Origin of the sequence: Psychrobacter sp. UBA6291, from assembly GCF_002439405.1 — a bacterium.
In the GTDB taxonomy this organism is placed as follows: Bacteria; Pseudomonadota; Gammaproteobacteria; order Pseudomonadales; family Moraxellaceae; genus Psychrobacter; species Psychrobacter faecalis.
Genome location: NZ_DJUD01000010.1, coordinates 15,794 through 29,760, shown reverse-complemented (window position 1 = coordinate 29,760; position 13,967 = coordinate 15,794). Strand labels below are relative to the sequence as shown.

Annotated in this window: 11 protein-coding genes, 1 tRNA gene and 3 pseudogenes; 8 read left to right on the top strand and 7 right to left on the bottom strand. The window is 46.0% G+C overall.

Translation table 11 applies throughout. From position 1 onward, the window contains the following. From B3R91_RS00945 to B3R91_RS00910, 8 genes and pseudogenes are all read left to right on the top strand, one after another. Nucleotides 1-157 (top strand): annotated as a pseudogene (locus B3R91_RS00945) (IS982 family transposase); the annotation flags it as partial. Nucleotides 158-200: 43 nt separating this feature from the next. Beyond that, nucleotides 201-1,507: pseudogene (locus B3R91_RS00940) on the top strand (RNA-guided endonuclease InsQ/TnpB family protein). A gap of 366 nt (nt 1,508-1,873) precedes the next feature. Further along, nucleotides 1,874-2,446 carry a hypothetical protein gene (locus tag B3R91_RS00935; protein WP_201590711.1) on the top strand — a complete coding sequence of 191 codons (573 nt, stop codon included), beginning with the start codon at nt 1,874-1,876 and terminating at the stop codon, nt 2,444-2,446. Between the two features lie 65 nt (nt 2,447-2,511). Continuing rightward, nucleotides 2,512-3,342 (top strand): hypothetical protein, encoded by an 831-nt coding sequence (locus B3R91_RS00930; RefSeq protein WP_286795912.1) that lies wholly within the window; start codon nt 2,512-2,514, stop codon nt 3,340-3,342. Nucleotides 3,343-3,414: 72 nt separating this feature from the next. After that, nucleotides 3,415-3,490: transfer RNA gene (locus tag B3R91_RS00925), tRNA-Arg, on the top strand. Nucleotides 3,491-3,702: 212 nt separating this feature from the next. Continuing rightward, the gene (locus B3R91_RS00920) at nt 3,703-4,836 is read left to right on the top strand and encodes a tyrosine-type recombinase/integrase (protein ID WP_286795910.1); all 1,134 of its coding nucleotides are present in this window, start codon (nt 3,703-3,705) and stop codon (nt 4,834-4,836) included. Between the two features lie 62 nt (nt 4,837-4,898). Beyond that, nucleotides 4,899-6,064 (top strand): IS3 family transposase gene (locus B3R91_RS00915; protein ID WP_192993974.1). Its coding sequence is split into 2 segments (ribosomal slippage): nt 4,899-5,157 and nt 5,157-6,064, totalling 1,167 coding nucleotides; the frame shifts between segments, so codons are not numbered across the junction. A 177-nt stretch (nt 6,065-6,241) separates the two neighbouring features. After that, nucleotides 6,242-6,352: pseudogene (locus tag B3R91_RS00910) on the top strand (IS5/IS1182 family transposase); the annotation flags it as partial. A 216-nt stretch (nt 6,353-6,568) separates the two neighbouring features. Here the strand turns inward: B3R91_RS00910 and B3R91_RS00905 are convergent. The 7 genes from B3R91_RS00905 to B3R91_RS00875 form a co-directional block, all read right to left on the bottom strand. Next, complete coding sequence (locus B3R91_RS00905) at nt 6,569-7,168, bottom strand: gamma carbonic anhydrase family protein (RefSeq protein WP_286795907.1); 600 nt, start codon at nt 7,166-7,168, stop codon at nt 6,569-6,571. 51 nt (nt 7,169-7,219) lie between these two features. After that, nucleotides 7,220-8,155, bottom strand: coding sequence for a PaaX family transcriptional regulator C-terminal domain-containing protein (locus tag B3R91_RS00900; RefSeq protein WP_286795905.1), 936 nt, complete (start codon nt 8,153-8,155; stop codon nt 7,220-7,222). Nucleotides 8,156-8,222: 67 nt separating this feature from the next. After that, nucleotides 8,223-9,524 carry a phenylacetate--CoA ligase PaaK gene (gene paaK / locus B3R91_RS00895; RefSeq protein ID WP_286795903.1) on the bottom strand — a complete coding sequence of 434 codons (1,302 nt, stop codon included), beginning with the start codon at nt 9,522-9,524 and terminating at the stop codon, nt 8,223-8,225. A gap of 65 nt (nt 9,525-9,589) precedes the next feature. Next, entirely contained in the window at nt 9,590-10,795 is a 1,206-nt protein-coding gene (pcaF, locus tag B3R91_RS00890; RefSeq protein ID WP_286795902.1) for a 3-oxoadipyl-CoA thiolase, read from the bottom strand. Between the two features lie 31 nt (nt 10,796-10,826). Beyond that, nucleotides 10,827-12,365 carry a 3-hydroxyacyl-CoA dehydrogenase gene (locus B3R91_RS00885; RefSeq protein ID WP_286795900.1) on the bottom strand — a complete coding sequence of 513 codons (1,539 nt, stop codon included), beginning with the start codon at nt 12,363-12,365 and terminating at the stop codon, nt 10,827-10,829. 2 nt (nt 12,366-12,367) lie between these two features. After that, nucleotides 12,368-13,159, bottom strand: a complete 792-nt coding sequence (gene paaG, locus B3R91_RS00880; RefSeq protein ID WP_286795899.1) for a 2-(1,2-epoxy-1,2-dihydrophenyl)acetyl-CoA isomerase PaaG — start codon at nt 13,157-13,159, stop codon at nt 12,368-12,370. Further along, nucleotides 13,159-13,929 (bottom strand): enoyl-CoA hydratase-related protein, encoded by a 771-nt coding sequence (locus tag B3R91_RS00875; protein ID WP_286795897.1) that lies wholly within the window; start codon nt 13,927-13,929, stop codon nt 13,159-13,161. Before B3R91_RS00875 ends, paaG begins: the two co-directional genes overlap by 1 nt. Nucleotides 13,930-13,967: the final 38 nt, after the last annotated feature.

Sequence of the window (13,967 nt, the reverse complement as noted above, 5' to 3'; positions counted from 1 at the left end):
TCAGAACGATTTAATATACAAAAGGTACGAGCAAGAGATTTATGGCATTTGTCTCATCGATTGATTCGTAAGATTCTGTCACACAATCTATGCTTTGTACTCAACAAAAAAACTTGGTAATCCGCCTCTTCAGTTTGATTTGCTTATTTCAAGTTGAGAGTGGGGTATTAAGATATTTATAAACTCACTAAGCGACTTCCATGAAAATCAACAAAGCGTATAAATTTAGGCTTGAGCCTAACGCAGAACAAGGGGTTATGTTGACTCAGCTTGTCGGTTCTGCGCGGTTGGTTTGGAATCAAATATTAGCAATGTCATTCGAGATGTTTGCTAAAGGTGAGTTTATTAATGCGACCAATTTGGTCAATAAAATAACGGGATTGAAGAATGATCCCGATTTTGCCTACCTTAAAACCTGCTCTAATGCCGTATCCTTGCAACAAAAAATTCGTGACTTGGCCTCAGCGTGGGCGCGGTTTTTTGATCCTAAAGTCCATGCAAGGTACAAAGAAAACAAAAAGAAACCTCGTAAGCCTAAATTCTTTAAACTGGCGGATGGCACCGAACTCCAATTAAGGCCGCTGATGCCGCAGTGGAAACGCAAATCCGATCAGAACGACTCCATGCGTCTAGTACAGTTTGATAAATACTGCAAGGTTCAAGGCAATCGAGTGAAACTACCTAATGGTGTTGGCTTTGTAAAATTCAGAAAGTCCCAAGACATCATCGGCACCATCAAAAACGTCACCATCAGCAAGAAATCAGGGCGCTGGTACGTGTCATTTGGCACGGAGCGAGAGTTGGCCCAAAACCCAATTCATCCCTCTAAAACCGCCATTGGCATTGATTTAGGTATCAGCAAACTGATTACCACCTCAAACAGTGAGGTCATCAAACCCAAAAACAGTTTTAAAGCCAATCAAATTAAACTGGCTGCATTACAGCGCCAACTCAGTAGGAAAGTCTTATTCAGCCAAAACTGGAAAAAGCAAAACAGCAAGATTCAAAAACTCCATCATCACATCGCCAATATTCGCCATGACTACTTGCATAAAATCACTACCACAATCAGCAAAAACCACGCCATGATTGCCTGTGAAGATTTAAAAGTCGCCAATATGTCGAAATCAGCCAGTGGTACGGTGGAAAATAAAGGTCGTCAGGTCAAAGCCAAGTCAGGATTGAATAAATCCATCTTAGATCAAGGCTGGGGCATGATGATTGATATGCTGGAATACAAGCAGCAATGGCAAGGCGGGTTGCTCATTAAGGTAAACCCACGTTACACCAGCCAAACCTGCTTTGAATGCAAGCATATTGCCAAGGAAAATAGGCAAACTCAGTCAGAATTTGAGTGCGTCAAATGCATGTATGTTGCGAACGCTGATTTTAATGCGGCTCGTAATATACTCGCGGCAGGACATGCCGTGTTGTCTGCGGAGGGAGGACGCAGTAAAGGTCGCCCGATGAAACAGAAAACAAGTGACACCGTGAGGATGTTACCTAAGAGCTGATGCTTTTAGAATCCCCTACTTGAGCTTGGCGAAAGTGGTGGGAGTATGTCAAGTTTGCTGCTCGTTAGTCTGTTGCATTTCTGCTAGCATAATATCGATTAAAAACAGTAGATATTATAGTACCAATTCATGCATAACACCCTGTGTTTGGCAGTAAAACTGTCGCTAATAATAAACGATGAGTATTAATAACACGGTTAGTAGTGAGAAAAGCTAATAACGTGCGCAATCTGCTGATCAGTGTGCCACTGTTCGCGGTGGTTTACCAGCACGTCACCTATAAAGCAAGAGCGCTTGCGACAACGGTTGTCGCTCTACCCTTTACCTAAACTTTTTTGTTAAAGAGATAACAGAATACTATGCCCATGCGCCCCATTGATGCCATTTTCGTTCATCCTAAACGCCGGTTGTATGTTGTATACTACCGCGGTGAGCTGTGGGAATTGCCCCGCATGAAAATTGATGATAGGTCATGGCAAAACAGGCAGCCTTATACTGACGATAGCAGTGGTCTTTATCTTAGCATCCATCAAGCCATTAGCGACCCGATATTGACCCAAAAACTTCGTACTTTAAACTTGCCAGCAGCGGTGCGTGGCAGCACGTTACCACGCTTTGAAGCATGGTGGGAAGCCCACGGTTTTAAATGGCTTAAAGACAAACTTACCACCGGTGAATCGCCATTGGCCGCGCATCAGGCTTTGCAAGCATTGTCTACTAATATGGCAGCTACTCAAGCGACGGATAAACAAAACGCGCCTGTTTCAAGCTTCCAAGTAGTATCTAATGATGCTAGCAGTAATAACGAAAATAATCCTACCCAACAAAAAACTAATGAGCCAAGTACGGCAGCACCTGTAGCAAAAGACGCGGACATCTTTGCTCATATGCTGGCAGATTTAGTAGACGAAGTATTAAACCATCAAGAATAAATCTGTTACCATTTATCATCTACTCTATCAATTAACCACATTAACCAAAAAAAGAGCGGTAACTTATGAGAGATTACAAGCTGCTATTAGCGGGGCTTATTTTACTGCTGCTGATTATTTTTATCGCCATCTTTACTTGGTTATGGACCAGTAACCGCAAAAATATGGACCCTTTGCCGATTATGGCAAATAACAATGATACATCGTCTGCGGATAATGACGAAAATACCATTGCGAAAAGCACCTTGCACATCCAAGCAGAAGATGGGCTGCAAGCACCTTTAGATGCGGTGATTGCAAGCTTTCAAGCACGCTACCCAAATATGCAAATATTGACAAATTATGTGTCTTCGGCTGCCCTTTTAACGTTATCCGATAATAATTTTGCCGACAGTCATCGCACCGACGATGAGCGCGCGTCTTTTCTCATAGATACCGATTTAATCATTGCAAATGGCAAGCTGTCAAAAGAGCGCCTAGCGCCTTTGCAAGAACAATTAAAAACCGCTCAAGACAAGCACAACCAGAACAAATTAAATGATAGTAGCACCCAAGTTAAAAAAGCAGAAGATGGCGTAGATGAAGCTGATGCAGAAGTGGCGGCTCACGCCAAAAGCGATAATACCAATACCCGTAGCCTGAGTTCTTTTGGCTATGCCCTACAAGGCGAGCAAGCGGTAGATGGCGTGGTATTAACGCAAAACCCTGCGGCGATTAATTTTAGAAATTTTTTGCTCTCAAGTACCGGACAAGATATCTTAAGCCAGCATAATTATACCAATATCGACGGTTATAAGAATGATATGGACAATTTATTTCAACCAAGTTCACGCGCCAAACAAGCAACCGGCGAGCTCTCGGTAGATGTATCCGACGCACTTAGCAATGGTAAATAAGTCTAAGGCCCGCTGCCTGATGATTACGCATTGCTTTTGTCAGACCTTTTTTTTACAATAGCACTCCACCACGCGCCTATAGCTCAACAGGATAGAGCAGTTGCCTCCTAAGCGATCGATCGGGGTTCGAGTCCCTGTGGGCGCACCAATCATTGTATTTAGACATAACCTCGCATTACCTCAATCCCTTTAAACCCCTTATACGCATACATAGTTGTCTTTATTGATTACTTGTTATTACCTGCTAGCACCTCTACAATGTTGTTAAATAAGTTGTTAAATAGCATACAACATCATTTTTTGTTGTTAATTATGCAGTGAGGTTGTTGTTAAACCTCCGAGAGCCTAGAGGTATAAGCCATGACAAGAAAAACAGACTACCGTCTAACTGACGCTGGCGTGAAAGCCATCGCCAAACAATCCACACCGACCAAAGTCACGCGCCATGGTGATGGCAACAATCTATATCTTATACAACACCCAAATGGCTCACTGTTTTGGCAGGTGACTTATCGCTATCAATCCCCTAAAGACCTTAAGCCAAAGCAAAAAACTTATCAGATCGGTATTTATAAATCTGCCAAGCAAATCATTGGCTCTACATTTAAACCAGAGGTGTCACTAAAAGAGGCTCGGCTGGCACGCGATAAAGCTCAGGCGCTCCTCAGTGATGGCATTGACCCAACTGAGCACAAAAATCATGAAAAAAATAATTTTGAGCAAAAAGACTTATTTAAAGTGATTGCCAAGAGCTATATTGACGAAAAATCTACCACTACCTCTAAGAATATTCAAAAACTTCACAACTATCTAAATAGGCATATTGCACCTCATATCGGTGACTATCCTATTGCCTCTATTACTGCACAAGACGTTATCAAAACAGGTCTAGAAATTCAAAACTACTTCGAAAAACAAGGCAAATGGACAGCCGATACTACAAGTAAGTGTGTTGAGCTAATTGGCTCAGTTTTTGAATATGCTATTAATACGTTAGGCTACGATATCATTAATGTCGCTCATGGTCGTAATAAAGCTTTAAGACCTCATCAGGCTAAGCGTATGAAAGCGGTCGAGCAGCATCAACTTTCTGAATTATTACATAATATTGATAAATATGTTGCAGATCATCCGAATGCCCATGAACAAACCGTGGCTGGCATGCAGCTGATGACCTTCTGTTTTGTTAGAACGAAAGAGCTAAGGTTTTTTGAGTGGTCGGAGATTGATTATCATAAAAATGTGTGGCGTATACCGGCTCATAAGATGAAAATGCGTCAAGACCACATCATTCCGCTGTCATCACAAGCGATGGCCATTATCGAGCGTATGCGACCTTTGACAGAAAAAACGGGTTACGTATTTTATAACTTCAGAAAGAATAAACCTTATAGTGAGGCTTGGTTTAATCAAGCTCTGAAACGCATGGGTTACACAGGTGATCCCTACCCTGAAATGACTGGGCATGGATTTAGACAGCTTGCCAGCACATGAGCTATGCTGAAGAAACCGTACAACTAAACTTGGTAAACTAAGCACAATTATAGGAGTTTACCATGACCAAGAAATTAAGAACCTACAGTAACGAATTTAAAGCTGAAGCTGTCAAGAAGATAGCAGATAATAATGGCAATATCTCAGCTACTGCAAAGCAGTTAGGTATTGCCATGCAAACGCTATCAAACTGGCATAACAAAGCCAATCAAGGCAAGCTTGTTGGCACAGAGCAATATGATCCTGACCTTATGAGTGCTCTTCAAGAAATAAAGCAGCTCAAGCGTCAGCTCAAAGTGGCTGAAGAGGAGCGCGAGATTCTAAAAAAGGCGACCGCGTACTTCGCGAAAAACAGCCCGTAAAGTACGCTTTTATCAAAGACAATCGTCAGATATTTAGCACCACTACTATGTGCCGTGTATTAAGCGTTAAGCCCTCAAGCTACTACGATTGGCTAAGTCGTGACATCAGCGAACAGCAGGTACACCGCAATCAGTGCGAGCTACTAGTTAAAGCCGCTCACAGTGAAATGAAAGAACGTTATGGCGTAGATCGATTGCATGCTCATCTAAGCAAACAAGGCCACAACATTAGCCTGTATATGGTAAGAAGCATCAAAGAGGAACACGGCATCAAATGCCGTCGTCATAAGCGCTTTAAAGTCACTACTGACTCAAACCACAACAAGCTGGTCTATGACAATGTTTTAGATCAGAGGTTTGACGCTAAGCGTCCTAACGAAGCATGGGTCAGCGACATTACCTATATCTGGACTGCTGAGGGCTGGTTATATTTAGCTGGAGTGAAAGATTTATACACCAAAGAGCTTGTCGGCTACGCTATCAATAAGCGCATGACCGCTGATTTAGTATGCCGTGCACTCAATATGGCAATCAAGAACAAACGACCTACTCAAGGACTGATTGTTCATTCAGATAGAGGTAGCCAATATTGTAGCCATGCGTACCATAAGATTATCGAGCAGCATAAGTTTACAGGCTCAATGAGCGGCAAAGGTAATTGCTATGACAACGCACCTATAGAAAGCTTCTGGGGCGTCTTGAAGAATGAACTAGTATATCATCAAGATTATAAAACGAGGTTTGCAGCCACTAGCGATATCATTGGGTATATTGAGCTGTATTATAATCAGACTAGGATTCAAAAGGGCTTGGGCTATCGAGCGCCAAGACAGGTGTGGTTTGACTACTATCGTCAGGCTGCGTAATTAAAATCTCCCAAGTTTGGTTCTACGGATTTGACAGCATGGGTCAATACCACAGGAATGGTAATAACCAACATCGCCAAAGCATCCATGAAGAGCCCAAGCAAGAAGTACATAATTAAGATATAGACCAAGACAACCATTGTGCTGACTGATAAAGTACCAATCCATGATGTTACATATGCTAAGTTAAAAACCTACAGAGCTGTTGCAACTAGATTTGATAAGCTAAAACGAAGTTATGAGAACACAGTAGCTCTCGCTTGTGCTTATATCTTGCTGAAATTATGAATATTCAACACGCTTTGGTGGTGTGTCAAAAAGTATGCTGATTAAAATTTGAATAATTTTTGAAGTCTTGAAAGCCCTATAGAATCAGAGAACTTCGCATAGATTTCTTATTGGCTTTTATCGCCAGCATACTTTTTAGAACACCACCCACGCTTTAATATAACAAGAATTAATTCACGTCCTAGTTTTGTTCGTTAGCTATAATGGCCTTTGTTATCAAAGTTCTGATTTGATATGATATTGGGCATTAAATTGCTTATGTGTTAACCGCTCGTCTGCATCCATGGTTAAAGGCTCAACTTCCTTTAAAGAGTGCAAACAACGTTTGGTAAGATCTATATATTGCTGAGTACCATGAGCTTTCCAAGCCAACTCTTTTTCTTCAAGTGCTCTTATCACTTTTGCAGGGCTGCCTAATGCCATGACATTTGGCGGAATAATCATCTTCGCTTTGACGGTACTATTAGCACCAATAATGCTATTTTCACCTACTTCTGCTAAATCTAAAATGACACTATTCATTCCGACTAATGCATTCTTCCTCACAATACAGCCGTGTAGAATGGCTGCATGTCCAATATGTCCATACTCTTCAACCACTACTACATGATTGGGAAAGCCATGTATAATGCAATTATCTTGGATATTGGCGTTTTTTTTGATACGAATGCCACCGAAATCAGCACGTAATGAAGCGAACGGACCAATATACACACCAGCTTCAATGACAACATCGCCGATAATCACGGCAGTTGGATGTACATAAGCATCTGGGCTAATCACAGGGATTACGCCGTCAATGGCATAGCAAGGCATCATCGTTTCCTTATCAAGACATATCAAACAACGTTTGACATCGTCATTCGTTTAAGTTTCTGCAGCAAACTTTAAGCCGCCGAAGCGTTTATAAAACTGGGGCCGTGCTGGTGGCATGGTGCCCTCTGCCGTACGGGCAATGTTCAGAAAAAATGCCTCGGACGAGCTAATAATCGTTTGGTACACATTACTGGTCAGATTACGCGCGGTCAGTGCCAGCCAATCGGATGGCAATAACTCTAGCGGTAAGTTCGGGTCTTTTAATAAGATACGGCGGTATTGATGAATCAGTAAAATGCGAATTTGAAACGCTTGCAGTTCATCAAAATCATCATCTTCGATAAGGCTTAAAATATTACGAAAGTCGTTAATAAATTTATCATAGCGTTGGTGCAGCTGCTCGATGGGCCAGTTCACCTCAACCATACGCTTGAGTGTCGGGTATGACTCTTGCCATAAGGGCAAGACCTCGGCACGAAACACCACCACTTGATCCGTCATATTGAGAGTAAATAGCAAGTTTTGCAGCTGCTGTTGATCACAGCTGGGATAGGCCATGAGGTTTGTGGAAATATTGGCAAACCCCAACCACTCCAATTCTTTTTTAAGCAAGGCTTTGTTGCCAAGCTCAACCGAGCTTAATAACACCAAGTCCCATTTGTGATCCCACTCGCCCTGATGTAAGTCATAAATTTTTTCATGGGCGGTCGCAAAGCGTTCACGGCTGACGTCGGTAATGCGGTAGTAACTGGTACGTCCTATTTTTTCGGAGCTTAACCAATCATTTTGACCCAAGCGAAACACCGCTGTACGCACAGAGCGTTCATTAAAACCGAATACATCCATGAGTTGAATCAGACTGGCTAAACTAATGACCCCGCCTCGTTGAAAGATACAATCCCCAAAAATGGACATAATTAATGAGGTGCCACTTAAGACATCTTCACAAATAAGTTCATCGATACATTGTTTTAGTTTCACGTTCATGTCGTTTATTCATTATTTAAAAAGCACGCGATAATACCCAAGAGACTATCGCGCTGTGTTAACTACATTAAGCAGGAACAGCGACATTGCGCAGGTCAACAACACGTTGAGCCTTACCCTCAGAACGAGGCAACATGCCTTGTGGTAAGACATCTACCTGTACGCTGATACCCACCATCGTTTTTATGTTTTGTTTCAGTTTACTGGCCAATTGCGTCACTTCAAGATCACTGGCATCACTACATGATTCAACATGGACACGTAGAGTGTCTAAGTGGCCGTGCTTGATGATATGAATTTGGTAGTTTGGCAGTAATTTTGATATTTGTAAAATCTGCTCTTCAATCTGCGAGGGGAACACATTAACGCCGCGGATGATCATCATATCATCACTACGACCAACAATTTTGTCCATACGACGCATGGTGCGCATAGAGCCTGGTAATAGGCGGGTCAAATCTCGGGTACGGTAGCGAATGATGGGCATACCCTCTTTGGTAATGGTGGTAAACACCAACTCGCCAAGCTCGCCGTCTGGCAGTACCTCTCCCGTCTCAGGGTTGATGATTTCTGGGTAAAAGTGGTCTTCCCAAATGGTTGCGCCGTCTTTAGATTCTAAGCATTCCATGGCGACACCCGGCCCCATGATTTCAGACAGGCCATAGATATCTAGCGCATCAATACCCAAGCGCGCTTCAATCTCTTGACGCATGGCATTCGTCCACGGTTCCGCACCGAAAATACCCGTTTTAACCGAACAGTCTTTGGCTGTGCCAAATTTTCTCTCTAACGCTTCAATAATATTTAGGCAGTACGAGGGAGTTACCATTAAGGCGGTTGGTTTAAAGTCGTGGATAAGTTGGGCTTGGCGCTCTGTTTGACCACCTGACATGGGAATGACCGTTGCCCCCAGTCGTTCAACGCCATAGTGCGCGCCCAAACCACCCGTGAACAGGCCATAACCGTAGGATACTTGGATGGTGTCTTTGCTGGTCAGGCCAGCGGCACGCAGTGAGCGCGCGACGACATCTGACCACGTCATGATGTCTTGCTTGGTATAACCGACCACGGTAGGTTGGCCCGTCGTCCCTGATGAGGCATGAACACGGACGATCTGTTCTTGAGGGACGCTAAACATACCGAACGGGTAGTTGGCACGCAAGTCTGACTTGGTGGTAAATGGAAATTTGGCCAAATCCTCTAGGGATTGGCAGTCCTCTGGGTGGACACCCATTTGGTCAAATTTCTTTTTATACACTGGGTTGTTTTCATAGGCGTGTTTGAGCGTGGCTTTCAAACGCTGCAACTGTACGCTACGTAATTCGTCTACCGACGCAGTTTCGATGTGTTCCATGACATTATGATTCATATAAGACTCCTTGTCGTAGTCATCCTGACTACATTTCCAATTAAAAATTTCCGTTAACGCTGCGCTCAGATACTTTCTATCACCATTGCTACGCCTTGACCCACGCCCACACACATGGTGCATAACGCATATTGACCGTTACGACGTTTTAACTCTTTCATCGCGGTGATGACCAGACGTGTCCCACTCATACCTAGCGGATGACCGAGCGCAATGGCCCCACCATTGGGGTTGATACGGGCGTCATCATCGGCAAGGCCCAGTTCGCGAATCACGGCAAGCGACTGCGCAGCGAAGGCTTCGTTCAGCTCGATAACGTCCATCTGCTCTAATGTGAGTCCCGTTTGCTCAAGCACCTTGATTACCGCAGGCACAGGGCCGATACCCATATAGCGTGGCTCGACACCCGCACTCGCCATACCCACAATACGTGCTTGCGGCGTGAGACGATGTGCTTGACCGAAGTCCTCACTACCCATCAACACACAAGCCGCACCGTCATTGACGCCTGATGCGTTACCCGCGGTCACTGAGCCGCCTTCCTTGCGAAAGGGCGTTCTCAAACCAGCAAGGGCTGCCAAGCTGGTATCTGCTCGTGGGTGCTCGTCTTGCTCCACCATCACGCTACCTTTTTTGGTTTTGACTTCAACGGGTAAAATCTCTTCGCTAAAGATACCTGCCTGCTGGGCAGCGGCGGTTTTTTGTTGGCTGCGGAGCGCGAATAGATCTTGGTCTTCGCGGCTGATTTGGTATTTGTCAGCCACGTTTTCGGCCGTTTCTGGCATGCTGTCCACACCATGCGCGGCTTTCATTAATGGGTTAATAAAGCGCCAACCGATGGCGGTGTCAAAGATTTCTGGGGCGCGGTGAAAGGCGCTGGTCGGCTTTGATTGGACATAGGGGGCGCGGCTCATGCTCTCGACACCACCAGCCAAGACAAACTCGGCCTCACCCGTTTTTACCAAGCGTGAGGCAATACCAATCGCGTCCATACCCGAGGCACAAAGACGGTTAACGGTGATGGCAGGCACACTATCAGGCAAGCCCGCCAGCAACGTTGCCATACGCGCGACGTTGCGGTTGTCTTCGCCAGCTTGGTTGGCACAGCCAATCACGACCTCATCGACCTTATCCCACGGCAAGTTTGGGTGCTGATCTTTTAGATGTTGAATTGGCAAAGCGGCCAAATCGTCCGTACGCACACTGCTTAGACTACCAGCATAGCGCCCGATTGGGGTACGAATGGCGTCATAAATATATACTTGTTGCATTATAATTCCCCTTACAATAAACCAATTAAGCTTAAGCGCTCGCTGTGTGGCAGGTGGCGGCTTTTTTGACCAAATACAGGCTGGCGCGATAACGCTCTTCCCCATAAAGGCGCTGTAAATTATTAAGTATGCTCAGCACGGTGTCGTAGCCAAGCAGCGCTGCCCATTCAAATGGCCCTTTGGGATAATTCACGCCGTACTTCATGGCCGCGTCGATGTCTGCTTCAGAGGCGATGTCATGTAATACCGCTTCACAGCCTTCATTGATGAGCATGGCAATGGTACGTAACACATAAAGACCAGGATGGTCGGCAGACCAAATAACACCCACGCCAAGGCGGGCAAAGACTTGCGCCACGAGCTTAAGCTCGTCAGCATCACAGGCCATCCCAGCCGCCAACACAACCGCGCGGGCTTGTGACCAGTCCGCCTGCCAGTCCATCAGCATGACTTTGGCATCATCGTAATCAACCTCCACCGATTCACCCTGTGATAAACGGATGCTGACCTCACCAATGTCGATACTGCTCACGCCTGCCTCTTCAAGGGTCACCGTGAGACCGTCCGCAGCTTGTAAGCGCTCAACCAAACCGTTGGCATACCGCCAATCACCGCGCACGACAAGGGCAGGTAGCGCGGCATCGTTTGTGGCATCATTTACGTCGATGGTTGGCAGCGTATAGACTGGGGCTTTTGGCGTTTGACTATAGTCATAAAATCCTTGACCAGATTTACGCCCGAAGCATCCTGCATCGACCAATTCTTGTTGCACCAATGAAGGGCGGTAACGCGGCTCATAAAAGAACGCTTGATAGACGCTTTGGGTCACTGAAAAGTTGACATCTTGACCGATTAAGTCAGTCAACTCGCATGGCCCCATGGCAAAACCACCGACTTCACGCATGATAAAGTCAAGCTGCGCGGGCGTGGTCGCGTTTTCTTGCAGGGCGCGAAAGCCTTCGGCATAGTATGGACGCGCCACACGATTGACGATAAAGCCTGGGGTAGATTTGGCGGTGACGGGTACTTTTTTCCAAGCACGCATCAAGTTAAACAAACCCTCGGTGATTCCAGGCGCTGTGCGTAAACCGCGCACAATCTCCACAAGCTTCATCACTGGGGCGGGATTAAAGAAGTGTAAGCCCACCACGCGCTCAGGGTTGGGTACTGCGGCGGCAATCGCTGTGATCGATATGGACGACGTGTTTGATGCAAAAATCGTATCATCAGCACAAATATCAGCCAATTGAACAAAGAGCTGCTGCTTGATGTCTTGACGCTCAACAATCGCTTCAACGACCATCTGCACGGCTGCCAGCTCATTAATATTGGTAACAATCGATAGATTCGCTAGGGTGCTATCGAGTAGCATTTGCGTCATTTTGCCTTTTTCGACCCGTTTGGCAAGTAGGCTTTCTAAGCCTGCTAAGGCGGATTGGCTTTTGGCAGCATCCACGTCAAACAAATAGGTCGTGTGACCGTGCATGGCGGCCAGCTGGGCAATACCAATGCCCATAGTACCTGCCCCGATAACGGCAATGGCGGCTTTTGATAAATCCCTCGTTTCCATGATTAACGTCCTTGGTAAGTTGGGGTGCGTTTTTGCATAAAGGCTTGGACACCTTCTTTATAGTCGGCTGAGCGGCCAGCAAGGCGCTGCAAGTCCCGCTCTAAGATTAGCTGATCTTCTAGGCTATTGTCCGCGGAGGCATTGATGGCTTTTTTAATAAGACTTAGGCCATAAGTCGGCTGGCTGGCCAAGTGTTCAGCCAATGTAATAGCTTCGCTACGTAGCGCGTCATCGTCGACCACTTGCCAAATCATGCCCCACGCCAGCGCTTGTTCCGCCGACAGCTTATCGCCTAGCATAGCTAAGCCCATCGCGCGGGCGCGTCCGACAACGCGTGGTAAGAACCATGTGCCGCCTGAATCGGGTACCAGCCCAAGACGGCAAAACGCTTGTATAAATGAGGCGGATTTGGCCGCCAATACCAAGTCACAGGCTAAGGCGATATTCGCGCCAGCACCAGCCGCCACGCCATTTACCGCACAGATCACAGGCTTTGGCATATTCGTAATCAGTGTAATCAGCGGATTGTAGTAAGTCTCGATGGATAGACCCAAGTCTGGCGAGTCGGCATTTGGGTCAACCACGCGATCACCCAAATCTTGACCTGCACAAAAACCGCGACCTTCAGCTGAGAGCACCACAGCACGAATGCTGCTGTCTTTTGACCATGCTTTGAGCACGCTGGACACTTCTTTGTGCATGGCTTCGTTAAAGCTGTTCAGCTGTTTTGGGCGGTTTAAGGTCAGATAGCCGACCGCATTTTTTTCTTCGACGAGAATCGTTTGATAGTCCATTACACACCTCTAAAACTGGGTTGACGTTTTTCTAAAAAGGCACGGATGCCTTCTTCGCGATCTTGAGTGGCAGCCAGCCAAACAAACAGCTGGCGCTCTTGTTTGAGGCCTTGGCTTAGGCTCACTTCATGAATGCTTTTGAGCGACTGCTTGATGGCGCGAATGGCCAAAGGGGCTTGTTTGACGATGTTGGCCGCCAGATCGATGGTGTACTGTACGGTCAGATCGGTTGGGCAGATTTGAGTGGTGATTCCATGCTGCTGGGCACTTGACGCACTGATTCGCTCGCCTGTCATCGCCCAGCGCATGGCAAGCTGCTGACCGACTAGGCGGGCAAGACGCTGCGTCCCCCCTGCCCCTGGTAGCATGCCCAAGCCAATCTCAGGCAGCGCAAATTGGGCATTTTCACCCGTGACCACGATGTCACCATGCAGCACCAGCTCAAAACCCGCACCAAGGGCATAGCCATTGACGGCCATTAATAGTGGCTTGCTGAATTCATCAATGCCCTTCCATAAGGTTGGGCGGATATCGGTTTGCAAGCTGATGGTATCGAGCTCAATAAGCTCGTTAAGATCGGCACCCGCAGCGAAGCATTGAGCATTGCCAGTGATGACGACCACTTTTATGCTGGTATCAGCGTCATAGGCTTGCAGCTGCGTGGCAATCTCTTGCAACGTGGCGTTGTTTAAGGCGTTGCGTTTTTCTGGGCGATTCAACTCAATCAGTGCAACGCCTTCTTTTGGACTGGAGGTTTTAATATAATTCATCCCTGAATCCTAATAAAAACAATGAAATAAGAGGGGTT

Excerpts from the sequence above, each read along its gene's own strand:
- pcaF (WP_286795902.1), bottom strand. The coding sequence starts at position 10,795 with ATGCAACAAGTATATATTTATGACGCCATTCGTACCCCAATCGGGCGC.
- B3R91_RS00935 (WP_201590711.1), top strand. The coding sequence starts at position 1,874 with ATGCCCATGCGCCCCATTGATGCCATTTTCGTTCATCCTAAACGCCGG.
- B3R91_RS00920 (WP_286795910.1), top strand. The coding sequence starts at position 3,703 with ATGACAAGAAAAACAGACTACCGTCTAACTGACGCTGGCGTGAAAGCC.
- paaG (WP_286795899.1), bottom strand. The coding sequence starts at position 13,159 with ATGGACTATCAAACGATTCTCGTCGAAGAAAAAAATGCGGTCGGCTAT.
- B3R91_RS00885 (WP_286795900.1), bottom strand. The coding sequence starts at position 12,365 with ATGGAAACGAGGGATTTATCAAAAGCCGCCATTGCCGTTATCGGGGCA.
- B3R91_RS00875 (WP_286795897.1), bottom strand. The coding sequence starts at position 13,929 with ATGAATTATATTAAAACCTCCAGTCCAAAAGAAGGCGTTGCACTGATT.
- B3R91_RS00900 (WP_286795905.1), bottom strand. The coding sequence starts at position 8,155 with ATGAACGTGAAACTAAAACAATGTATCGATGAACTTATTTGTGAAGAT.
- B3R91_RS00930 (WP_286795912.1), top strand. The coding sequence starts at position 2,512 with ATGAGAGATTACAAGCTGCTATTAGCGGGGCTTATTTTACTGCTGCTG.
- paaK (WP_286795903.1), bottom strand. The coding sequence starts at position 9,524 with ATGAATCATAATGTCATGGAACACATCGAAACTGCGTCGGTAGACGAA.
- B3R91_RS00905 (WP_286795907.1), bottom strand. The coding sequence starts at position 7,168 with ATGCCTTGCTATGCCATTGACGGCGTAATCCCTGTGATTAGCCCAGAT.